This window comes from Cytobacillus oceanisediminis (assembly GCF_007830235.1).
Classification (GTDB): Bacteria; Bacillota; Bacilli; order Bacillales; family Cytobacillaceae; genus Cytobacillus; species Cytobacillus oceanisediminis.
In genome coordinates, this window is the sequence record NZ_VLKI01000002.1 from 471,379 (window position 1) to 494,718 (window position 23,340).

Annotated in this window: 22 protein-coding genes and 1 pseudogene; 20 read left to right on the plus strand and 3 right to left on the minus strand. The window is 41.8% G+C overall.

What is annotated here, in order from left to right:
- Window positions 1-32: 32 nt before the first annotated feature.
- The 5 genes from yutH to thrB all read left to right on the plus strand — a co-directional run bounded on the left by yutH (window position 33) and on the right by thrB (window position 5,834).
- Window positions 33-1,040: a spore coat putative kinase YutH gene (gene yutH / locus IQ19_RS06075; RefSeq protein WP_144540990.1), complete on the plus strand. Its 1,008-nt coding sequence runs from the start codon at window positions 33-35 to the stop codon at window positions 1,038-1,040.
- A 76-nt stretch (window positions 1,041-1,116) separates the two neighbouring features.
- Window positions 1,117-2,085 (plus strand): 2-hydroxyacid dehydrogenase, encoded by a 969-nt coding sequence (locus tag IQ19_RS06080; RefSeq protein WP_144540992.1) that lies wholly within the window; start codon window positions 1,117-1,119, stop codon window positions 2,083-2,085.
- A 454-nt stretch (window positions 2,086-2,539) separates the two neighbouring features.
- On the plus strand, window positions 2,540-3,838 hold the full coding sequence (locus tag IQ19_RS06085; protein WP_144540994.1) for a homoserine dehydrogenase: 1,299 nt from the start codon (window positions 2,540-2,542) through the stop codon (window positions 3,836-3,838).
- The gene (gene thrC, locus IQ19_RS06090) at window positions 3,835-4,896 is read left to right on the plus strand and encodes a threonine synthase (protein ID WP_144540996.1); all 1,062 of its coding nucleotides are present in this window, start codon (window positions 3,835-3,837) and stop codon (window positions 4,894-4,896) included. The genes IQ19_RS06085 and thrC overlap by 4 nt, the downstream gene beginning before the upstream one ends.
- Window positions 4,893-5,834, plus strand: a complete 942-nt coding sequence (gene thrB, locus IQ19_RS06095) for a homoserine kinase (RefSeq protein WP_144540998.1) — start codon at window positions 4,893-4,895, stop codon at window positions 5,832-5,834. The genes thrC and thrB overlap by 4 nt, the downstream gene beginning before the upstream one ends.
- Before the next feature lie 55 nt (window positions 5,835-5,889).
- On the opposite strand, the pseudogene IQ19_RS06100 reads toward thrB, so the two are convergent.
- Window positions 5,890-6,111 (minus strand): annotated as a pseudogene (locus IQ19_RS06100) (NifU family protein); the annotation flags it as partial.
- Window positions 6,112-6,296: 185 nt separating this feature from the next.
- On the opposite strand from IQ19_RS06100, the gene IQ19_RS06105 reads away from it, so the two are divergent.
- Entirely contained in the window at window positions 6,297-6,620 is a 324-nt protein-coding gene (locus IQ19_RS06105) for a YuzD family protein (RefSeq protein WP_144541000.1), read from the plus strand.
- Window positions 6,621-6,960: 340 nt separating this feature from the next.
- Here IQ19_RS06105 and IQ19_RS06110 read toward each other — a convergent pair whose 3' ends face one another.
- Window positions 6,961-8,028, minus strand: a complete 1,068-nt coding sequence (locus IQ19_RS06110; RefSeq protein ID WP_144541002.1) for an NAD(P)/FAD-dependent oxidoreductase — start codon at window positions 8,026-8,028, stop codon at window positions 6,961-6,963.
- Window positions 8,029-8,330: 302 nt separating this feature from the next.
- Between IQ19_RS06110 and IQ19_RS06115 the strand changes: the two genes are divergently transcribed.
- The gene (locus tag IQ19_RS06115) at window positions 8,331-8,570 is read left to right on the plus strand and encodes a YuzB family protein (protein WP_110064730.1); all 240 of its coding nucleotides are present in this window, start codon (window positions 8,331-8,333) and stop codon (window positions 8,568-8,570) included.
- Between the two features lie 51 nt (window positions 8,571-8,621).
- Here the strand turns inward: IQ19_RS06115 and IQ19_RS06120 are convergent, their stop codons facing one another.
- Window positions 8,622-9,320, minus strand: a complete 699-nt coding sequence (locus IQ19_RS06120) for a DUF2225 domain-containing protein (RefSeq protein WP_242020911.1) — start codon at window positions 9,318-9,320, stop codon at window positions 8,622-8,624.
- Between the two features lie 516 nt (window positions 9,321-9,836).
- Here IQ19_RS06120 and IQ19_RS06125 point away from each other — a divergent pair.
- From IQ19_RS06125 to IQ19_RS06185, 13 genes are all read left to right on the plus strand, one after another.
- A complete protein-coding gene (locus IQ19_RS06125; protein WP_242020912.1) occupies window positions 9,837-10,202 on the plus strand; it encodes a DUF3870 domain-containing protein in 366 nt (121 codons plus the stop codon).
- 383 nt (window positions 10,203-10,585) lie between these two features.
- Entirely contained in the window at window positions 10,586-11,245 is a 660-nt protein-coding gene (locus IQ19_RS06130; RefSeq protein ID WP_144541004.1) for a CoA transferase subunit A, read from the plus strand.
- Window positions 11,245-11,919, plus strand: coding sequence for a 3-oxoacid CoA-transferase subunit B (locus tag IQ19_RS06135; protein ID WP_144541005.1), 675 nt, complete (start codon window positions 11,245-11,247; stop codon window positions 11,917-11,919). The genes IQ19_RS06130 and IQ19_RS06135 overlap by 1 nt, the downstream gene beginning before the upstream one ends.
- Complete coding sequence (locus IQ19_RS06140; RefSeq protein WP_144541007.1) at window positions 11,919-13,112, plus strand: thiolase family protein; 1,194 nt, start codon at window positions 11,919-11,921, stop codon at window positions 13,110-13,112. Before IQ19_RS06135 ends, IQ19_RS06140 begins: the two co-directional genes overlap by 1 nt.
- Window positions 13,097-14,473, plus strand: coding sequence for an aminotransferase family protein (locus IQ19_RS06145; protein WP_144541009.1), 1,377 nt, complete (start codon window positions 13,097-13,099; stop codon window positions 14,471-14,473). Before IQ19_RS06140 ends, IQ19_RS06145 begins: the two co-directional genes overlap by 16 nt.
- On the plus strand, window positions 14,470-15,765 hold the full coding sequence (locus tag IQ19_RS06150) for an aminotransferase class III-fold pyridoxal phosphate-dependent enzyme (RefSeq protein WP_144541011.1): 1,296 nt from the start codon (window positions 14,470-14,472) through the stop codon (window positions 15,763-15,765). Before IQ19_RS06145 ends, IQ19_RS06150 begins: the two co-directional genes overlap by 4 nt.
- 4 nt (window positions 15,766-15,769) lie before the next feature.
- Entirely contained in the window at window positions 15,770-17,230 is a 1,461-nt protein-coding gene (locus IQ19_RS06155) for an aldehyde dehydrogenase family protein (RefSeq protein WP_144541013.1), read from the plus strand.
- 19 nt (window positions 17,231-17,249) lie between these two features.
- Window positions 17,250-18,746, plus strand: a complete 1,497-nt coding sequence (locus tag IQ19_RS06160) for a M81 family metallopeptidase (RefSeq protein WP_242020913.1) — start codon at window positions 17,250-17,252, stop codon at window positions 18,744-18,746.
- Window positions 18,747-18,758: 12 nt separating this feature from the next.
- Complete coding sequence (locus IQ19_RS06165; protein ID WP_144541015.1) at window positions 18,759-19,250, plus strand: GNAT family N-acetyltransferase; 492 nt, start codon at window positions 18,759-18,761, stop codon at window positions 19,248-19,250.
- Window positions 19,251-19,293: 43 nt separating this feature from the next.
- Entirely contained in the window at window positions 19,294-20,706 is a 1,413-nt protein-coding gene (kamA, locus tag IQ19_RS06170) for a lysine 2,3-aminomutase (protein WP_144541017.1), read from the plus strand.
- Window positions 20,707-20,709: 3 nt separating this feature from the next.
- Window positions 20,710-20,988 (plus strand): YokU family protein, encoded by a 279-nt coding sequence (locus tag IQ19_RS06175; RefSeq protein ID WP_144541019.1) that lies wholly within the window; start codon window positions 20,710-20,712, stop codon window positions 20,986-20,988.
- Window positions 20,989-21,259: 271 nt separating this feature from the next.
- The gene (gene nhaC, locus IQ19_RS06180) at window positions 21,260-22,684 is read left to right on the plus strand and encodes a Na+/H+ antiporter NhaC (protein ID WP_277875285.1); all 1,425 of its coding nucleotides are present in this window, start codon (window positions 21,260-21,262) and stop codon (window positions 22,682-22,684) included.
- Window positions 22,685-22,959: 275 nt separating this feature from the next.
- Complete coding sequence (locus IQ19_RS06185; protein WP_144541023.1) at window positions 22,960-23,322, plus strand: HesB/IscA family protein; 363 nt, start codon at window positions 22,960-22,962, stop codon at window positions 23,320-23,322.
- Window positions 23,323-23,340 lie beyond the last annotated feature (18 nt).

A 23,340-nucleotide genomic window follows, 5' to 3' on the forward strand; every position in this document is an offset into this window, starting at 1 on the left:
ATAAGGACCCATTCCCAAACGAGGTGGTAAAAATGTTTAAGAAGTTGCTGAAGGAGCAATTTGGCATAGAGGCAGAAGGCGCGATGCGGATCGGAAGGTATGATGCATGCCGAAAGCAGGGGCAGCTGTACTTGCTTGTGCCTGCAGGGCATGTAGCTGAAGAGGAACTGGAAGAATTGGAAAAAGTGGCTGAGCATCTTGTGAAAAACGGCGACAGAAACATTAGCGCCTTTTTAAAAACGAAGGATGGAAAGCAATGCATTGATTGGCAGGACAGCCGTTATTGTGTTCTCGTCAATCAGCATGCCCAAAACCGAAAACTAACTAAGTTTGGCCGAAAACTGGCCAAATTTCATTATAGAGGAAGGACTATTTCTTTTCCGGTGAAAAAAATGAGCAGAATCGGGCAATGGAAACAGCTTTGGGAAAAGAGGCTGGACCAAATGGAGAAGGTTTGGAATGATATGCTGTTCCAGAAACCCGATAATGATTTTGAGCGGATGTTTCTGGAATCCTTTCCTTACTATTTGGGGCTTGCCGAAAATTCAATTCAGTATCTGGTTGATGCAGAGCTGGATGATGAGCCAGGCATGATTGACAGCGGGACTGTTTGCCATGTCAGGTTATTATCTTCTACCTGGGGAGACTCCTATTATATGAAGAATCCATTTGACTGGGTGTTTGACCACTCCTCCAGAGACTTGGCCGAGTGGACGCGGGAAAGGTACTTCTATAATATTAAAACTTACCAGCCTGAGGTTCGCCAATTTTTATCGGATTATCAAAGTGTAGCACCGCTATCTTCTTTTTCTTGGAGGCTCTACTACGCCCGTCTCCTGTTCCCGCTTCATTATTTTGAAACGATTGAGGACTATTATGTGACAGATTCTGAACAGCAGAAGCTAATGCTGCAGGAGCGCCTTCAAAAGTATCTTTGGCAGTCTGATGACCATGAACGCTTTCTTGGCGGCTTTTTCGAATTTGCCGAGGTTCCGGTGAGAAAATTCAGGATTCCGGTTCTGGATTGGATCAAGAGTTAAAGAAAAAAGAGGAAGGGATAAAGGCCTGTATTGGCGAAAGAAACATACAGCAGAGAAAATAAAGAGGGGATGCTGTATGAAGCCATATATATTTATAAGCAGAAAGCTGCCTGATGATGCAGTCGCCATTTTAAAGGAAAAGTACGATGTCCATATGTGGGACCAGGAAGATGTGCCTGTCCCTTACGAAATATTCTTGGAGGAAGCAAAAAAGGCGGATGCCCTATTGACAATGCTGTCCGAACCAGTCAATGAAGAAGTTCTTAATGCAGGCGAGAGGCTGAAAATTGTTGCCAATATGGCTGTCGGCTATGACAATGTGGATGTTGAGGCAGCATCGAGGCTGGGAGTCACAGTAACCAATACGCCTGATGTATTAAATGATTCAACCGCCGATTTAACTTTTGCACTTGTGCTGGCTGCTGCCCGCAGGATGGTAGAGGCGGCCGAGTTTGTGAAGGAGGGCAATTGGAAGAGCTGGAGTCCGCTGCTGCTGGCTGGCCAGGATGTGCATCATAAGACCATTGGCATTGTTGGAATGGGGAACATTGGGAAAACCGTAGCAAAACGCGCAACCGGGTTTGAAATGGAGATTTTATATCATAACCGCTCAAGGAAACAGGACGCTGAGCAGGAGCTTGGAGCCCAATATGTCAGCTTTGATGAGCTTTTGGAACGCTCGGACTTTGTTGTCTGCCTGACTCCTTTAACGGACGATACAAGAAATTTGTTTAATCGCAATGCTTTTAAAAAGATGAAGAAACAAGCAGTTTTCGTTAATTCCTCCAGGGGGCCTGTTGTGAATGAACAGGATTTATATAACGCATTGCAGGAAGGAGAGATTGCTGCTGCAGGATTGGATGTGTTTGCAGAAGAACCAATTGGCTCAGGCCACCCGCTGCTAGAGCTAAAGAATGTAGTGGCTATGCCCCATATCGGAAGTGCAAGCAGGGAAACTCGTTTTGCCATGATGAAGCTTTGCATGGATAATATCGACCTTGTCCTTTCAGGGAATCCGCCTAAAACACCAGTCAAAAAGAAATGAATTACACTAAGCACCCAACTAGCTGGGTGCTTTTTCTATAAGATGTGTTAAAGCTAGTTGATGATTTAGCACTGTGTTGATTGGAGTGGAAGGCGTGATCCTCGAAAATGTATACGCATTTTCTTCGTGCGGTGTTTATTCAAGGATGCTTATTCAAATTCCTGCGGGAAAATTACCCAAGGGAGACCCCGCAGGAGTGATACGCCGAGGAGGCTCCCGGAATTTCGCTGTTCGCTGAGTTCCTGCAGCGGAAAATCAATACCCGAATTTTAAAGTGGCTAGGGTAAAAGAAAAATATTTTTATGATTAAAACCGTATTATGATAAGGTGTTAAGCGTTTTCAATATAATTTATCGGAAAATTCCCTATTGTAAAAATCAGCGGTCAGCCATATAATGTCTACTATACAAATACAAATGTACTTACATAGTGAACATTCAAAGGGGGAGCTAGCGTGGAATCAATCTCAATTGGTTTATTAGGATTAGGAACAGTTGGATCGGGTGTTGTGCAAATCATTGAGAAACATCAGGATAAGCTCATGCACCAAGTCGGTTGTCCTGTTGTTGTTAAAAAGGTGCTTGTTAAAAATTTGGATAAGGAAAGAGCGGTCAAGGTGGACAGGAATATGCTGACTGCGAATCCGGATGATATTTTAAATGACAATGATATAGATGTAGTAATTGAAGTTATGGGCGGAATAGAAGATACAAGGGATCATCTAAAGAAAGCTTTAAACAACGGCAAGCATGTGGTGACAGCCAATAAGGATCTTATGGCCGTTTACGGTCCGGAGCTGCTGTCGGCTGCTTCGCAAAATGGCTGCGACCTTTTTTATGAAGCAAGTGTCGCAGGTGGTATTCCGATTCTGAGAGGGCTTGTAGACGGCTTGGCCTCGGACAGAATTACAAAAATGATGGGAATCGTCAATGGAACAACAAACTTTATTTTGACAAAAATGAGCAAGCAGGGCAGCGCCTACGAAGAGGTTCTGAAGGAAGCGCAGGATCTGGGCTATGCTGAAAGTGATCCGACTGCTGATGTAGAAGGCCTTGATGCAGCTAGAAAAATGGCTATTCTATCAACGCTCGGCTTTTCCATGAATATTGACTTGGATGACGTGAAGGTGAAGGGAATTACTGAAATCACTGAAGAGGATCTTCAATACGGCAAACAGCTTGGCTACACAATGAAGCTCATCGGCATCGCCCATCGGGAAGGAGAAAAGGTGGAAGTAAGCGTACAGCCAACCTTGCTAGCCGAATCCCATCCGCTTGCGTCCGTTCAGGATGAATATAACGCCGTATATGTTTACGGGGAAGCTGTAGGAGAAACCATGTTCTACGGACCTGGGGCAGGCAGCCTGCCAACTGCAACAGCCGTTGTATCCGATCTGGTTGGTGTTATGAAAAATATGCGCCTTGGCGTTAACGGTAAAAGCGCCGTAACTCCTCAATATGAAAAGAAATTAAAAGATGCAGATGAAATTTATGCAAAGTATTTCCTAAGGCTGCATGTGAAAGATGAAGTAGGGACTTTTGCCAATATTACTTCCATTTTTTCAGACCATCATGTCAGCTTCGAAAAAATCCTGCAGCTGCCTTTAAAGGAGAAGGGGCTTGCTGAGATCGTATTGGTTACACATCAGGCATCACTGCAAGATTACGAGGATATTTTAGTAAATTTAAGAGATTTGCCTGCGGTACAAAACATCAAAAGTTCTTACCGTGTAGAAGGGAGCGCGAGAGTATGAGATGGGAAGGGCTTATAAAGACTTATAAAGAATTTCTGCCAATTAATGAAAATACGCCTTTGCTTACTTTAAATGAAGGCAACACACCCCTGATCAGGCTTGATAAGCTCTCAAGAGATTGGGGCATTGACCTTTATGTAAAAACAGAAGGGGCTAACCCGACTGGTTCTTTTAAAGATAGAGGCATGGTCATGGCGGTTGCCAAGGCAAAGGAAGAGGGAAGCGATGCGGTTATTTGTGCTTCTACAGGCAATACGTCTGCTGCTGCTGCTGCGTATGCGGCCAGAGCAGGTATGAGATGCGTTGTCGTCATTCCTGAAGGGAAAATCGCCATGGGCAAGCTCGCGCAGGCTGTCATGTACGGTGCGGAGGTCGTTTCAATCGAAGGGAACTTCGACCAGGCGCTGGCAATGGTTCGTAAAATTAGCGAAACAGAACCTATCACTCTCGTAAACTCGGTTAATCCATATCGCCTTGAAGGGCAGAAGACAGCTGCCTTCGAAATCTGTGACCAGCTGGGAGGAGCCCCGGATATCCTTGCTCTGCCAGTGGGTAACGCAGGCAATATTTCTGCCTATTGGAAAGGCTTTAAAGAATACCATGAAGTACGCCAGACAGGACTTCCAAAAATGCACGGAGTACAAGCTGAAGGAGCGGCTGCCATTGTCCATAACCGCGTTTTTGAAAATCCGGAAACAGTTGCGACAGCGATCAGAATCGGAAATCCGGCAAGCTGGCATTTAGCGAATGCAGCATTGGCAGAATCTAATGGAAAAATTGATGAAGTCAGCGACGAAGAAATTCTTTGCATGTATCGTAAGCTTGCATCATCAGAAGGGATTTTTGCTGAGCCTGCTTCATGTGCTTCTCTGGCGGGAATTTACAAGCAGCTCCGCAATGGCGAAATTCCGCATAAGACAAGAGTTGTCGCCATTCTGACAGGAAATGGTTTAAAAGACCCAAGTACAGCCATTGATTGCAGTCCTGTTAAGCCGGTACTGCTGCCAAATGATGAAAGAGCGGTAGCTGAGCATATTAAAGGAGTCGTCCATGTATGAGCGAAGGTGAAATGCTCGTCATCAAAGTTCCCGGCAGCACGGCAAACCTGGGACCAGGCTTTGATTCCATTGGCCTCGCATTGAACTTATACTTAACTCTCGAAGCGGAGAGAGCGGACACATTTGAAATGATTCCCTTATCAGCACCTTTGAGCATTTACCCTGAAGATGAATCAAATTTCATCTTTCAAGTTGCAATGGATACAGCAAAGAAGTACGGAAAAGAGCTTCCGGGCTGCAAAGCCAGGATTTCCAGTGATATTCCGCTGACAAGAGGCCTTGGTTCAAGTGCCGCAGCCATTGTAGCAGGAATCGAGCTGGCAGACTCGCTCTGTGGCCTTCATTTAAGCCAGCAGGAAAAGTTGGAGCTTTCTTCACGTATGGAAGGCCATCCAGATAACGCAGGAGCTTCGCTGCTGGGCGGGATGGTGATTGGCTGCCAGTCAGAGGCAGAGGTCAATGTTCAATCCATTAAAAATCTGGCATTGGATGTCATTGCAGTAGTACCAAAGGAGGAGCTTCTCACGAAAGAATCGAGAGGCGTTCTGCCGGAAGAATGGTCTTTTAAAGAGGCAGTACAAGCCGGTGCGGTAGGAAATGTAATGGTAGCAGCTTTGCTGAGCGGCAACTATTCACTGGCAGGGAAGATGATGAAAGCCGACTTATACCACCATCCATACCGCAAAAAAATGGTTCCCCATTTGGAAGTGGTTGAAGAAGTGGCCCCTGGGCTTGGCGCTTTTGGTGTAGCCTTAAGCGGAGCAGGACCAGCAGTACTCTGCCTTGCAGAAGCCGGATTTGCTTCATCAGTGGCTGAGGGCCTCCAAAAGTTGCTTCCGGCCATGGATATCCTCTGCCTTCAAATTGACCAGGAAGGCAGCAGTGTTTTAAAAAAAAGCCTAGCTGAGGAGCAGGAGCCGGAATTTGGCCATATTTAATACAAAAAAAGCAAAAAAAAGCGATGTCAGCATGACATCGCTTTTTAAAATTGAATTAAAAAACTTGTTCTACTTCAACTACACCCGGTACTTCTTCTAAAAGAGCGCGCTCAATGCCGGCTTTTAACGTGATTGTTGAGCTCGGGCAGCTTCCGCATGCACCAAGAAGGCGCAATTTTACGATACCGTCTTCAACATCCACCAATTCGCAGTCCCCGCCATCGCGAAGAAGGAACGGGCGCAATTTATCTAATACTTCCTGAACTTGTTCAGTCATAGTTGTTTGTTCTGCCATATGAAATCGACTCCTTTCCTTATATTTATTATAATCAAATCAATCGTAAAAATCTATTCCCGGAACCTAATTTCCACACATTAGGAAAAATATTTTCTTAGGTTAACTGTATAGTTATATTGTAAAATGAAGTTAAGAAGTATTTGAACCATGAGGGGGAGAGAAGAATGAAGAAAGAAATAGAAATCATCGTGTATGGCGCAGAACTGCTTTGCCCTAGCTGTGTGAACCTTCCTTCATCAAAGGAAACCTACGAGTGGCTGGAAGCTGCCCTATCCAGGAAGTTTGCCGATCAGCCTTTTAAAATCGTTTATGTGGATATTTATAACCCGCCTGAAGATACGGACAAAAAGGAATTTGCTCAGCGGGTAATTGAAGAGGATATGTTCTACCCGGTCGTTCTAATTGAGAATGAAATCGTCGGGGAGGGCAATCCGAAGCTGAAAACGATATATGCGGAAATGGAAAAGTACGGCTATCAGGCAGTTTAATAAAAAGGCTGTTTTAGCAAACTATGTTGCTAAGTGAGGAGAGGTTGATTTCCGCTCCAGGATGCTCAGCGAACCGCGGGGCGGGCGGTGAGTCTCCTCGGTGCGCAGCACCTGTGGGGTCTCACCTGTCCCGCTCCTCCCGCAGGACTTTGAATAAGCAGCCTTGAATAATCACCGCACGAAGGAAATGCGAATGCATTTTCGCGGGATTAGCACCTTACGCTCCAATCAACCAACCTTGTTTATTTCACAGAACCTATTCAAAAACAACAATCTTTTAGAAAAGAGCTAATAAAAAAGAGCATCCAGGTGAGGATGCTCTTTTCCATTTACTATTGGATCAACCGTTATGGTACTTGTACATCCATAGAATACCGGATTTCAATAGGCGGGCTACACGGCCAGTAATCGGGCGCTCTGCAACTAATCCAAATCCATGCTTCTTGCCTAGAGAACCTAGAACTCCTTTAAGCTTGATAACAGGCAATGACTCAGGAAGTTCTTCACCTTTCCAACGTTTTAATAGGATTTGAACAATTTGCTCAGCCTGGCCTTCAGCAAGCTGTGCACTCGGTGCATGAGGAAGACTTGCACAATCGCCCACTACATATACATGTTCGTTGTCAGGGATATTGTGATACTTGGTTAAAACCACGCGTCCTTGCTGATCCTTTTCTACATCCATATCACGGACCACCTTATTAGGCTGGATGCCTGCAGTCCACACGATCGCGTCGCAATGGAGTGCTTCATCATGGTTGAAAAGAGTATTCTCTTCAACTTTAGTTATATTCGAGTGGTTAATAATTTCAACATTATGTGATTCAAACCAATTCTCCACATAGGTGCTTAATCTTTCAGGGAATGCTGATAAAATATGCTTCCCTCTGTCGAATAATTTTACCTTCAAATCAGGCCGGCTTTCATTTAATTCGGAAGCGAGTTCCACACCGCTTAAACCTGCTCCTACTATCGCAACAACAGATCCTGGAGATAAATTGTTTAAGGCCTGGTATGTTCTTCTGGACTTTTCGATTGTTTGAATGCTGTAGGTGTGGACATCCGCGCCAGGAACATTATGGTACTTATCCTCGCAGCCGAGGCCAATTATTATATCGTCATAAGAAACAGGCTCTTCGTCTTCCAGATGTACCTTATTTTCCTCAATATTGATCTTTGTTACTTCACCATATTTAATCGTTAATCTTGGATGTTCAGGGTAAGATACACGTACGTGCTGATCGGAAATAGTGCCGGCAGCAAGCGCGTAATATTCCGTTTTCAGACAATGGTATGGAACACGGTCTATTAACGTAATGGAGACATCATCAGGAAGCTGGTTAGGCAAAAGACGGGCAAGCGCCCTCATACCGCCATAGCCTCCGCCAAGTATCACAAGATTTTTCATAGTATAATTCCCCTTTATGTCCGTCCTGTTTAATTGTTAAATAAGTTTTTCTCTTTTTTCTTTCCGAACTTTTAATGAAACGTTTGTGAATTATTTTAAAAAAATAAATTAATGATATTAATAACCTTAAACCCATAAAAAGTATAACGAAATTGTGACAAAATCACAACACATATAAGTAGGAAACTTGACAATATACGACATGAAGTGGTAAATATGTGCACTTAAAAGGAAATCGGTGTCCAAATCTTGCGGATTTCTTTTAAAAAAGGTAGCATTAACAGGGTAGAGAGGTGATAGATATGATCAAGCCAATCATCGAATTTTGCATCAGCAATTTGGCCAGCGGCTCTCAGAAAGCGTTGGAAACACTGGAAAAGGATTATGACCTTGATGTTATTGAATACGGCTGCCTGGGCTACTGCGGAAAATGTGCAAGTACTCTTTTTGCGCTTGTCAATGGAGAGGTCGTTACGGGAGAAACGCCAGATGAACTGGTTGAAAATATATATCAATATCTGGAAGAAAATCCGATGTTTTAATATAAAAAAGGAGCGAATTGATTTCGCTCCTTTTTGTTGGAAAAACCAGATTTAGTTAGCTGCAGTTTTTTGCTCTTTTCTTATTTCATACCATTGTTCTCTTGCCATTTCAATCAGTTTGGGCTCAATGGAGCGGCTTTGCGTTTCAATGACTTTTGACAAGTACTTAACAGCCTGCTCGGTTTGATGCGTTCTCCTCGATAATTCCCCGATAAGATAGAAAAGCCTCGTTTCCGATACGGAAGATCCTTTAAAGTCATCCGCCATATATGACTCCATATATTCCTTAATAGCGAGCTTCATAAAGCGCTGTTCCTGTTCCTCATTTTCCAAAAAGCGATACAGCCAGGAAAGCCTTATATATAACCCGGCAAGTGTAAGATGTTTCTCTTTTTTTAATGTCCCGCAAAGTATGGCCAGCTTGTATGTGCTTATGGCATCATTTATGCTTCTTTCCCTACTATAGTCACGAGGTTTCCAGGCATTGGCTACTTTTGATTTGATAATCTCCAAGACGCCAGGCGGTAAATAAGGCGAAAAATCTTCTGATTCAGAAAAGCCGCATTGAGGGCAGGTATGGATATGGTAATAAAGAGGGTTCATGGCTTCAGCAGAGTAGTTGGGGCAAAAATCAGTGTCATAATTGGAGACTTTCACAAATTTGGAGCGAAGTTTTTTGGTGTTGAACCCCTTTTTGCATACTTTGCATTCACAGTTTTTATCATAGGTAGGTTCTAATTGCTGCATCATTTGAATTCACCTCCGGGGAAAATGACTAAGAGTTTTGAACTATTAATTTATGTGATAATTGTACCATATAAGAAATTTTTTAGTGAAATAGGATGATTATATTTAATATTTTTTAATTATAGGGGAAAGGTTCTTTTAAATGCACAACCATGTTTGTGATCCTATAAATTTTTTTTATGAAGTTGAATAAGGAGAGGTAAAAAAATTTGCAGCATTTTCAAAAAGATTTTTGCAGTGCAATTTATTTTTGCGGTTTTATCATAAAGCCGATGCCGGTTTAATCTATGTTTTTACTTGGCACAGTTATTGCAATAGAGAAACATTAAGTTGATTTAACAAATTATGACTTCAGAGGAGGTATAAAGGTTTATATATAAATGGAAAATTGAACCAAAATCTTTTCGAACGAAGGAATAAAAAATTTTTCAAAAAAAAATAGAATCCACTATTGACATCGCAGAATAAAGTCTTTAAGATAAATTTATATTAATATTCTGAATTTTCGAATGTCAATTATTGGCTTCTTGTAGGGGAGGAATTATTATCCTGGCGCTAGAATCAGTAGTTGTGACTGGGTATGCAAAAGCTCCACAAGGGACCGCTATGCATGAGGTATATAAACATGCTGGTATAGTATTGGAAATAAACTTTACGAGTCATGAAATTATTCGAGCTGATTTTACATTCATAACAGATTTGACAAAGGAATTCTTTGAAAGGATTTTGATCGGCTACTCATTAAAAGATGGAGTAGAGCCTCTTTTAGAAATGATAAAACGCCATTATTTTGCTCCATCACAGCAAGCAATTATTGTGGCACTTCAAGCTGCAATTCAAAGGTACTGGGATAATATATCAAACACGAAAGATATAATCGAATAATAGAGTTTGGTTCTAATAAAGTGGGAGATTACCCTCTTCCATGGTCTTATTAAAGCCGGGCAGACATGCAGAATCATTGGGACTCCATCCTTGGTGTCTTTATGACTGAGCCATGTTTTGCTCGGCTTTTTTTAATAATATCAGAATTTATAATTTTAGCTTCGATAACTGTCTAGCTCCAGCGCCTACCCCCTCGAGGTCACAAGCCAATCCTCCCTGAAAGGCAAAGAACGCCTTTCCGTGAGGCTCGTCTTGTGCTTGACGGGGGTGAGCACCAAGGAAAGCTTCCTTGGATGAACTTCGCAGGAACAAGCGGTTTTTGCTTGTTCCGAAGGCGCTAGCGCTTTTCTTAATAAATTGAGGAAAAGGGAGGGAAAGGCTCTTTGAACAAGATCATTTCCAGTAAGGAAGCTGCTAATTTAATAAAAAATGGCTCAAGAATCATGGTTGGAGGATTTGGATTGGTTGGCAGTCCTTTAACGATTATAGAAGAAATAACGAAAACCAATGTAAACCAGTTAGAGATCATCAGCAATAACTTAGGTGAACCAGGAAAAGGCCTAGGGGTGCTAGTCCAAATGAAAAAAGTCAAAAAAGCAATTGGCTCCTATTTTACATCTAACCCTGATGTAGTGAAAGCTTACCAATCAGGGGAACTGGAAGTAGAACTGCTTCCGCAAGGCACCTTTTCTGAAGCGATAAGGGCCGGCGGAACAGGTATTGGAGGATTTTATACTCCCGTAGGAGCTGGAACAGAGCTTGCAGCAGCGAAAGAAGAAAGAGTAATTGATAATAAGCATTATCTTTTACAAACCCCACTTAAAGCGGATTTTGCCTTAATAAAAGCTTGTAAAGCAGATGAACTTGGGAATTTAACTTACTCGAAATCAGCAAGGAATTTTAATCCCCTGATGGCTGCATCTGCAGACATTGTAATTGCAGAGGTTGAAGAAATCGTTAAGGCTGGCGAGCTATCACCAGAAGAAATTGTCACACCCCACTTATTTGTAGATTATTTGGTTTTAAAGGGAGGAGGAAGGTGATGAAACCAAAAGAGAGAATTGCCAAAAGGGCAAGCAGGGAGCTGAAGAATAGGGACATTGTTAATTTGGGAATTGGCATTCCTACACTTGTGGCGGAATATATTCCAGAAAATATTCAAGTATTCTTACACTCTGAAAATGGAATTCTGGGAGTTGGTCCGGCACCAAAAGCGGACGCTGTGGATCCGGATATTGTGAATGCGGGAAAACTGCCGGTCTCTATAGAGGAAGGAGCATCCTTTTTTGATAGTGCAGCGTCATTTGGAATGATTCGCGGCGGCCATATCGATGTATCTATTCTTGGAGTGCTTCAAGTTGATAGGAGTGGGCGTGTTGCTAATTGGGCAGTTCCCGGTAAAAGCGTGTTAGGTGTCGGAGGGGCAATGGATTTATTGGAAGGTTCAAAAAAAGTGATTGTTACAACGATGCACACAACAAATGAAGGAGAGCCAAAAATCGTTGAGGAATTAAGCTATCCGATTACTTCCTGGCGAAAGGTAGACCTCATTATTACAGAGTTGGCAGTCTTTAGTGTCCAGGAAGAGGGCCTATTATTAATAGATAAACAGCCGAATGTCACATTGCAAGAAATCATTGAAAAGACAGGAGCACATTTTGAAGTGGATCAAAATCTAATTGAAATTAGTGACTTGGATGGAGTGGTGGCAAAATAATGATTGCGATTGTAAATGCTTTCAGGACGCCGATCGGCAGATATGGGGGTTCCTTAGCCGGAATACCGCCCGAAGATTTGCTCACAACCGTAATGAATAACAACCTTGCTTCTGTGGGATACGGTTCAGAAATTATCGATGAAATCATTATAGGCCAAACAAAGCAAAGCGCTGAAACACCCAATATCGCTCGAGTTGCTTCATTAAAAGCAGGTTTTTCTGAAAAAGTGGTTGGGCATACAGTCCATCTTCAATGCGGTTCAGGGATGCAGGCAATTATAAATGGGGCAATGTCTATCTTAACAGGTAATGCCCAAGCGGTTTTGGCAGGCGGGGTGGAAAATATGTCACAGGCCCCCTATTACTTTACAGGCAATCGATTTGGAAAAAAGCCTGGGGACCTGACCTTGTTCGACTCGAATGTGAGAAGCCAGCCATGTTCTCAGCCTGAAAACATTTATGGAAAATTTTCCATGGGGGAAACAGCTGAATGGCTAGCTGAAAAATACCAGATAAGCAGAGACGAACAAGATCGTTTTGCTTATAAAAGCCAGGAAAAAGCATGGCGAGCCATTGAAAGACAGCAATTTTTTGATGAAATAGTTCCGATCGGTATTCAGAAAAGAGTAGGGGATGTTGGCCTGTTTGCAGTTGATGAGCATCCTAGAAATACCACATTAGATAAATTATCTAAACTGTCTCCTGTCTTTATAGAAAACGGAACGGTGACAGCCGGGAATTCATCTGGCAGAAATGACGGAGCGGCTGTTGTGCTGCTTATGGCAGAAGAAAGAGCAAGAGAGTTAGGCGTCAGGCCAATGGCAATCATCCGTTCATTTGCTTTATCTGGCGTTTCACCGCGTGAAATGGGAATAGGCCCAGTATCTTCAACTAAAAAAGCGTTAGACAAAGCAGGTCTTACTTTATCAGATATCGATTTAATTGAACTTAATGAGGCATTTGCTGCTCAAAGTTTAGCCGTTTTAAAGCACTGGGATGTTAATTTGGACAAGGTCAATGTAAATGGAGGAGCAATTGCACTTGGGCATCCATTAGGCTGCTCAGGGGCTCGAATTTTAGTAACCTTGCTTCATGAACTGGACAAAACAAAATTATCTTATGGCCTTGCGACTCTTTGTGTTGCCGGAGGGCAAGGAATAGCCATGGTGGTGGAAAGATGGAAAGAATACTGACAACTGACTATGTGTTTCATCGCGATTTTACCAAAGAATATCCAATCATTTCATATGGAAAGGGAATTTATTTATACGACAAAAATGGAAAAAGCTATATAGATGCTTGTTCAGGTGCAGTTGCAGCTAATCTTGGCCATGGTATCGAGGAAATTGCCCAGGCTATTGCTGATCAAGCGAAAAAGGCCGCATTTGTTCATACGATGAGATTTGAAACAGACATACTCCATTTATTATCAGAGAAAATTGGCAAATTAGCACCTGAAGGGCTGAATAGGGTTTATTTTACTACTGGTGGGTCTGAAGCGAATGAGAGTGCAATCAAGCTGGCAAGGCAATATCATAAAGACTCCGGCAAGGAGGGAAAACACGTAGTAATTGGCCGCTGGCAATCCTACCACGGCAATACATTTGGCTCTCTCTCCGCTGGAGGGGATATTAAAAGAAGGCAGCCGTATACACCTAATCTCTTGCCATTTCAACATATCTATTCCCCAAATTGCCGTCATTGTCCATATAACAGGGAAAAAGGAGACTGCGAACAGCATCGGGATTGGTCATGCGTCCAAGACTTTGAGCGTCTCATTCTGCAAATAGGCCCAGAAAACATTTCAGCCTTTATTGCTGAGCCGATTACTGGGAGCCAATTAGGGGCTGTGGCACCGCCGCAAGATTATTTTAAAGAAATTAGAGAGATTTGTGACCGCTATGATATCCTGCTCATTTTAGATGAAGTAATGACGGGTTTTGGACGAACTGGGAAACATTTTGCTTTAGAACATTTTGGGATTACTCCGGACATTATTACTTTTGGGAAAGGGGTATCAGCAGGATATGCTCCTTTAGCAGGAATGATCGCAAGTGACAAGATTATTGACAGTCTTATCCAGCACAGCCAAGGAAAGTTTATTCATGGGTACACATATAGTGGTCATCCAGTTTCAGTTGCAGCAGGACTGTCGGCATTAAGGATATACGAGCGGGAAAATATTGTGGAAAACGCAAAGGTAATGGGATCGTATCTTCTTCACAAATTACTTGAGCTAAAAGAAAAGTATCCTTTTATTGCAGATGTTCGGGGCGAAGGGCTGCTAATTGGAATCGAACTATTGAAAAGTATACAGCCTTCCGCTGCTTTTCCTGTAAATTATAAGATTTCAGAACGATTAAATGAATTAGCCATGGAGTTGGGTGCGGTTATATATCCAGGAAGCGGCTCCATAGATGGCGTGGCCGGAGACCATTTTATTATTAGTCCGCCACTAAATATTTCGAAGGATGAAATTGATGAATTAATAATCATATTAGATCATTCACTAAAACTGCTTATACAGGAATTAAAGGAGGCGTTAGCACTATGAAATTGAAGAATAAATCAATTGAAATTGCTGAAAAATCCAAAAAACATCTTTCACCTGTTATGACAAGAGTAACGGAAATGGTTATTGACAGGGCCAAAGGAGCCAAGTTTTGGACTGCAGATGGCGAGGAATATTTAGATTTTGTATCAGGGGTTGCGGTAAATGCGGTTGGCCATTCCCACGAGCAAATGGTTAAAGCGATTAAAGAACAAGCGGAGTCGCTTATCCATTTTGGCTTAAATTATGGATACTATGAAACGGCAGCCAATCTGGCTGAGAAAATTGCCCAAATCACACCTGGTAATTTGGACACTGTCTTCTTTTCTAATTCAGGGGGAGAAGCCATTGATGGAGCTATTAAACTAGCAAAGGCGGCAACAAATAGACCGGCCATAATCGCCTTTGAAGGTTCATTTCACGGGCGTACTCTGGGTGCTACAGCCATTACTGCTTCAAGTTCAAAATATAGACGCCATTATGAGCCAATCTTGGGAGAGGTATATCATGTGCCATATCCAAACCCAAATCAATTAAAAGAAGTTGATGAAGAGAAGGTTGTTTCCTATTGTCTCAGCCAGCTTCAAAAATTGTTTGATCTGAGGGTAGACCCATCCAGAGTTGCTGCTATTATTATTGAACCTGTCATGGGAGAGGGAGGATATTACCCTGCACCAGCCGAGTTCTTGCAAGAACTAAGAAGGATAACAGAGAAGCATGGGATATTGCTGGTTTTTGATGAAGTACAAACTGGTTTTGGAAGAACAGGAAAGATGTTCGCTGCTGAACATGCTAATGTCACACCGGACATTCTGGTTTTGGCAAAAGCATTATCTGGGGGAATGCCTTTAGGTGCAATTGTAGCAAACAGAGAGCTCCACGAGAAATGGAGTGCAGGAGCTCATGGTTCTACATTTGGAGGAAATCCTATTTCGTGTGCTGCTGCGTTGGCCAATATTAACATTATTGAAGAAGAAAAATTAGTTGAGCGCAGTCATCAGGTAGGAAATAGGATCGTGAATAGATTAAGAGAAACGCTGGAGAACCTTCCTGGAATCATTGATATACGCGGGATAGGGATGATGATTGGCATTGAATTTGACACCCGGCTAGCCATGGAGGTTGTTCCAAAAATTAAAGAGGAAGCACTAAAAAATAAACTGCTTATTATGAATTGCGGCGTTCAAGGCCAAACCATTCGGCTTATGCTGCCTTTGAATATTGATGAAGACGAGTTAGACCAGGGCTTAACCATATTAGAGCAGTCCATTATCACAGTATTAAGGGGGAGGTAGTTTTATGTACGAGAACGTAAAGGCTGAACTTGAAAAAGCAGACTTGTATATTGATGGAAACTGGGTTTGTGATCCCGATCAGTCCTATTTCGATAGTGTTGACCCATCAACGCTTGAATTAACAGGAGTCTGTGCCAGTGCTTCGGCAGCTCAAATAGATTTGGCTGTCGATGCTTCAAAACGGGCCTTTAAAACTTGGCGCAAAACCCCAGTATCGGTAAGAGCGGATTATTTATGGAAGGCTGCTAACGCTTTCGAAAAGAAAAAGATGGAAATTGCTGAAATGATAACAAAGGAAATGGGAAAAGTTCTCGGAGAATCTTTGGGAGAGGTTAATGTTGTAATTGAGACATGTAAATATATGGCTGGTGAGGGCCGCCGCCTTTTTGGCGAATCGGTTCCATCTGGTTCCCCTGACCGGAATATCTTAATGGTCAGGGAGCCGCTTGGTGTTGTAGCTTGCATCACACCTTGGAATTTCCCGGTTGCTCTTGCCGGATATAAAATATTGGCAGCTTTAATCACTGGAAATACAGTAGTCTGGAAGCCGGCTTCCGAAACAGCGCTATCCGCTAAACTATTTACAGAGGTTTTTGATGAAATCGGTCTGCCTCCTGGAGTGCTGAACCTCATTATGGGCTCTGGAAGAACCGTTGGGGAGAAGCTATCCATGCATAAACATGTAAATGTAGTTTCATTTACAGGATCTACTTCTGTTGGATGTAAACTATCAGAGCTATGCAGTAAAACTCTTAAAAGGATTTCTTTGGAGCTTGGAGGAAAAAATGCAGTCATTGTCCTGGAGGATGCTGATCTGGATAAGGCGGCTGAAGCCATTGTAAAGTCTGCTTTTACCACTACTGGCCAAAGATGCACTGCTGCGAGCAGGGTGATTGTCCAAAAGAATATTGCCTCTGAACTTTTAAAGAAGGTAGTAAATCTAACAAAGTCATTAAAGATTGGTAATGGGCTCAATGAAGACAGCGATATCGGGCCTCTTGTTAATAAAAATCAGCTGAAAATTGTTGAAGAATATGTGCAAATTGCAGCAGAAGAAGGCGGAACAATTGTTTACGGCGGAAATAGGGTGCATGACTTAAAAGGCTATTTCTATGAACCAACGATTGTTACGAATGTCAGGCCGCATCATCGCATTGCTCAAGAAGAGATTTTTGGACCAGTATTAGCCTTTATTGAGGTAGATTCATTTGAAGAAGCCATTGAAGTAAATAATGATACAGTGTATGGACTATCAACCTCTATTTTCACAAATAATCTCAAGCTTGCAAACATGGGAGCAAGAGATGTAGAAAGCGGGCTTGTTTACATTAATAACGGAACTTCAAATGCTGAGCTGGGCGTTGCTTTCGGCGGAATGAAACAATCAGGAAACGGCCATCGTGAGGTTTCTTATCACGCTTTTGATGTGATGACAGAATGGAAATCAATTTATACGTCTTATTAATCGGCATTGGATGTGACAAATGATGAAGACTTATCGTATTGGAATCGCATTTTTCTATCATGAATCACATAGTTTTAGTCCTTTGAAAACTGAAATTAGCGACTTTAAAAATGAAGGGTATTTTAAAGGCAAACAAATTGTGAAAGCCTATAAAGGCACAAAGACGGAAGTTGGCGGGTTCCTGGATCAGCTTAGCAAGGAAAAGGATATTGAAATCGTTCCATTATTATGCGCAGCTGCCACTCCATCAGGTATTGTTTCGAAAGAAGCTTACATGATGATAGAAGAGGATATGCTCACTTCAATTCAACAAGCTTCAAACCTGGATGGAATTTTACTTGCTTTACATGGTGCGATGATCGTTGAAGATATGTTTGACCCTGAAGAGGTATTAATGGGAAAAATCAAATCCCAATTGAGTCCTGGAACACCAATCGCCACTACGCTTGATATGCACGCTAATCTAAGTGAGAAAATGATGGGTTACACACCGTATCATTTCGGGTTTAAAACGTATCCTCATACCGATATGTATTTACAAGGAATAAATGCTGCCAGAATTTTAGCCGAACATGTCAGGGGAGACGCGAGCTATTATTCAGCCTTCCGAAAGCTCCCAATGATGCCTCCTTCTATCAATATGAGGACGGAAGAAGGTCCCATGAAGGAAATGATCGATTTGGCTTTTAAAATGGAAAGCAAGGAAGAAATCGCAAATGTGTCCGTTTTTGGCGGTTTTCCTTATTCAGATATCCCGATGGCTGGTGCAAGCGTCCATGTTATCGGGAGGAATAAAAAAGCGGCTGAAGATACAGCTGATTTTCTTGCAAAGCAATACTGGGATATTAGAGAGGAATTCATCGTAAAGCTTCCAAGCGCAAAAGAAGGATTGCAGCTTGCATTATCTCTGAATGCGGATAAACCGGTCGTCCTGGCTGATATATCTGATAATCCCTTAAGCTGTGGAAGCGGAGATACAACACTTTTATTAAGAGAGATGATTGAAGCAAATGTTCCAGATTCATTATTTGGCGCACTAACCGACCCTCAATCTATAAAAGCATGTACGAACGCCGGTGTAAATCAAATGGTCCAATTGAATCTCGGGGGGAAAACCTCTCCTGAGTTCGGACTCCCTGTCCCTGTTATAGCTAAGGTTATCGCTTTATCAGATGGAGTATTTTGTAACACCGGACCCATGAACAAACATTTAAGAGTGGATGTTAAGGGAGCTGCACATATCCAGGTCGGTGAAGTCGATATCTTACTTATTGGAAGGCCGATGTCAGCTAACGATCCTCAATTGTTTCGCCACATAGGGATTGAACCAAAAAACAAAAAAATTCTTGGTTTAAAGGCAAAAAATCATTTTCGAGCAGCTTTTGATCCCCTGGTTAGCAAAGTGATTTACGTAGATGCACCAGGTGTATCGTCTAATAACCTATTAAATTTCAATTATCAGAATATACCAGAAAATATGTGGCCCTTAAAGAGCCCAACCTACTCGTTACATTAGGAGGAATTATACATGACGATAGCCGAGAAATCTTTTTACATTGAAGTTCCTTCTTCCTTAAACCCGGATCAGCTACAAATTATGATGGCAATGGAGAAGGATGCCTTTCCTGGAATTGGTGCCATCGATGAACAGACTCTTGTTCCTTTGGCCAGATATGGAAAAATCATTCTTTATCGGGAGGAAGGAGATTCAAAGCCCATTGCAGTCTGTGAATTAATGAGGGACTACCAGGATGTTAACAAGGCTTATATTTTTGGATTCTATGTTCGTTCTGATCAGCAAGGCAGAGGAATTGGCAAAAAATTCTTAGGGGATATTTTCCCTATATTAAAAGAAGATCGCTTTAAGAAAGTCTGCTTAACTGTCAGCACCTGTAATACTAGTGCTGTAAAGCTATACGAACGAACAGGGTTTGAGATCAAAGGAACCAGGTTTTCTGAGTTTGGTGCAGGTGAAGACCGCTATTATATGGAAAAGGAAATCGATAGTGATCATTCCTAGATTTTAGGATTTAAATAAAAAATCTATTTTAGGAGGAGACAATATGTTACAGCAACTTTATAAACCTAAAAAGCATTGGAAGGAATTTGAACTGTGGAAGGATGTAACAGATGAGCAGTGGAATGATTGGGTTTGGCAGCTTACCAACACAATCAAAAATGTAGAGGACTTGAGAAAAATCATTAATTTAACGCCTGAGGAAGAAGAAGGAGTTAAAATTTCTACAAAAACAATTCCATTGAATATTACACCTTACTATGCTTCTTTAATGGATCCGGATGATCCTAGATGTCCAATCCGCATGCAATCTGTACCAATTTCAAGCGAAATTAATAAAACAAGATATGATTTAGAGGACCCACTTCATGAAGATGAAGATTCACCTGTACCAGGATTAACCCATCGATACCCGGATCGAGTATTATTTCTAGTAACTAACCAATGCTCCATGTATTGCCGCTATTGTACAAGAAGAAGGTTTTCCGGCCAAATAGGAATGGGTGTTCCTAAAAAGCAATTAGATGCAGCAATCGGGTATATTCGCGAAACTCCTGAAGTAAGGGACGTGTTAATTTCCGGTGGGGACGGCTTATTAATTAATGACAATATTTTAGAGTACATTCTTAAAAATTTACGGGATATTCCGCATGTTGAGATTATTCGTATCGGGACAAGGGCACCAGTTGTATTCCCTCAAAGAATTACAGAAAATTTATGTAATATCCTAAAAAAATATCATCCAGTTTGGCTGAATACACACTTTAATACATCGATTGAAATCACTGAAGAATCAAAACGCGCATGTGAAATGCTGGTAAATTCCGGAGTGCCAGTAGGTAATCAGGCCGTGATTTTAGCTGGTATTAACGACAGCGTCCCGATTATGAAAAAGCTGATGCATGATTTAGTCAAAATTAGAGTCCGCCCTTATTACATTTATCAATGTGATTTATCCGAAGGGATTGGACATTTCAGAGCACCAATTAGTAAAGGCTTAGAGATTATGGAAGGCCTGAGAGGGCATACATCAGGCTATGCTGTGCCAACGTTTGTTGTAGATGCACCAGGGGGCGGAGGCAAAATACCGCTTCAGCCAAATTACATCATTTCACAAAGTGCAGGTAAAGTCGTTCTTCGAAACTTTGAAGGGGTCATTACCTCTTATCCGGAACCAAACACCTACGAACCTGGTAAGGCGGATTCTTATTATAATAAGTTATACCCTGAAGTCTACCAAAATTATGAAAGCACTGGCGTTTTATCGATTCTGGATGATAAGAGTTTCAATATCGTGCCGGAAGGACTAAAAAGATTGGATAAACGTGAATCCTATAAAGAAAACCCTAACCATGATTCTCTTAAGAACAAACGGGATAAACGTGATGAGTTAAAGGAGAAAAAATATCAAACACAATTGAAAAAGTACTTTGCTGGTGCAGGAAGCAAGGGGGAGTAAGCTTTGATTTGTGAATGGTGTGAGGAAGGAATCGTAGCAGAGTCAAGAGATACTGTGTTTTGGGAATTACCTGATGGAAAACTGTCTATTGAAATAAATGAGACTCCATCAATCTATTGCCAAAGTTGCGGAATGAATTACCAATCAGAAGAAATAGTAAAAGCCATTGAAGATCAACTTTATTTAATTGATACACGTAACATGGAGAAAAAATTAAGCTATGGAGAATTAATGTCAAAGCCTCGATTATTAAAAAGAAACTATTTTGATTTCAGTCAATAACTAGTAAATCTTTTTCACGGCAGAATTAATGAAGGGCCAGAGGATTCGTTCTAAAAGACGAGCTGTTCCAGTGGAGAACTGCCGTCTTTTGGAACGTATAAATTTTTTCTATAATTGAAAGATAGTTTGTAATCTTCAATTAGGATTAATTCGGATAAAATAATCTGAATATTTAGAAAAAAATTCCATTTTCTTGTATTTTATGATTAAATGGCTGGCAACTTTCACAAATACCTGGAATGGCACAATATTCAATGAAGGAGGAAAACACTTGGATACTAAAAAGAAAGAAGTTTCCTTTAGTTTGGCTATTTTACCTTTGGCTGCGATGATGGCTGCCATGGCTATTACGATAATCGTTTTTGAGGGCAGTCCCCATGTTCCGCTAATCTTTGGTACATTAATTGCTGCCTTCATCGCATGGAGAGTTGGATATGGCTGGAAGGATATCGAAGAAGGATTATACAAAGGGATTCGTTTAGTTTTACCTGCTGTACTGATACTTATTGTGGTTGGAATGATTATTGGATCATGGATCGGCGGCGGAGTTATCGCATCAATGACTTACTTCGGGTTAAAGCTGCTATCTCCCGCCTATTTCCTAGTAGCTATTACAATAATTTGCAGTGTTGTATCCTTGGCTATCGGCAGCTCCTGGTCTACTATGGCCACAATCGGGGTAGCAGGAATGGGAATTGGTATGAGTATGGGGATTCCTGCTCCCATGATTGCGGGGGCTGTCATTTCCGGGTCATATTTTGGGGACAAGATGTCACCTTTATCCGATACTACGGTTTTAGCATCAGGCCTATCTGGTTCAAACTTGTTTGAACATATTAGGCATATGCTTTATACCACGATCCCTGGACTCATTATTGCACTTGGCGTCTATTGGTATCTCGGGAGACAATTTTCATCTGCAACAACTGGGACCGGGGAAATAGACAGTGTATTGAAAACCCTGCAGGAGCACTTTTTAATTTCTCCATTTCTTCTTCTGATCCCTGTCATTGTTATTGTTCTAGTTGCACGCAAGGTCCCGGCTCTTCCAGCTCTTATTTTAGGTGTTATCCTTGGTTCATTGGCTTCGGTTTTCATACAGGGCAGTTCAGTAGGGGAAGCGGTCACTGCTCTGCAGGCAGGCTTTACCCTGGAATCGGGAAATGAGATGGTGGACACCCTGCTGAACCGCGGAGGCATTGATGGGATGATGTATACCCTCTCTTTAATTCTGGTTGCTGCTGCCTTTGGAGGTGTACTGGAGAGTGTCGGAATGCTAGAAGCGATTGTAAAGCAGATTTTAAAGTTGGTAAAGTCAGACAAAGGATTACTATCTTCCACCGTTTTGACAGCGTTTTTTTCCAATATTGCATCGGCTGACCAATACCTATCCATTGTTGTACCATCTCGTATGTACTCAAAGGCCTATCAGGATCGAAACTTGCATCCAAAGAATCTCTCACGTGCTTTAGAAGATGGCGGAACCATTACGTCCGTTTTTGTTCCATGGAATACCTGTGGAGTTTTCATATTCGGTACATTAGGCGTCTCTGCATTTGCTTATGCCCCATATGCAATTTTAAATTTTTCGGTTCCTATTATTTCTATTATTTTTTCAATGATTGGCTTTTCTGTAGTCAAGCTGTCAGATATAAATGCAAAAAGAATCACAAATGAAGTGGAAGATGCTGTATAAGAAAAAATAACCCTTGCTTTCCTTGGAAAGGACAGCGTAAAGGAGGCTGACTTAAAAGGTCATTTAAACATGTCTTTTTAAGTCAGTTTTTTTTCTTGTTCGTCCATACTTGTATGGGTATGTAAAGCAGGCTGAATTTAAAACTAAGAGAATTGATTTTGGTGAGTGATGGAAAGTTTAGATAACATAGTTAAGCTTCTTAAGTTGAGCACATAACATTTACTGTATATACTATGAGTATAGAAGTATCCTTACATTGACAGGAGGGAAAAGAAATGGAACAAGTAGTGGTAATTACAGAAGCAGCGGCTTTGCATATAAAAGAAATGATGAAACAAAACGAAGAAGAAGATGCTTTCTTGCGTGTGGCGGTAAAGGGGGGCGGCTGCAGCGGCCTTTCATACGGAATGGGCTTTGCTCATGAAGTAGAGGAAAATGATATCCAGGCAGAACACCATGGCATTCAGGTTCTTGTCAGCAAGGAAGATGCGCCAATCTTAAAAGGAACAAAAATCGATTACAAAGAATCCATGATGGGCGGCGGATTTACCATCGACAATCCAAACGCCATCGCATCATGCGGCTGCGGGTCATCCTTCCGTACAGCTACAAACACTGGAACACCTGAAGAATGCTAATCGGGAGCCAGAGGGACC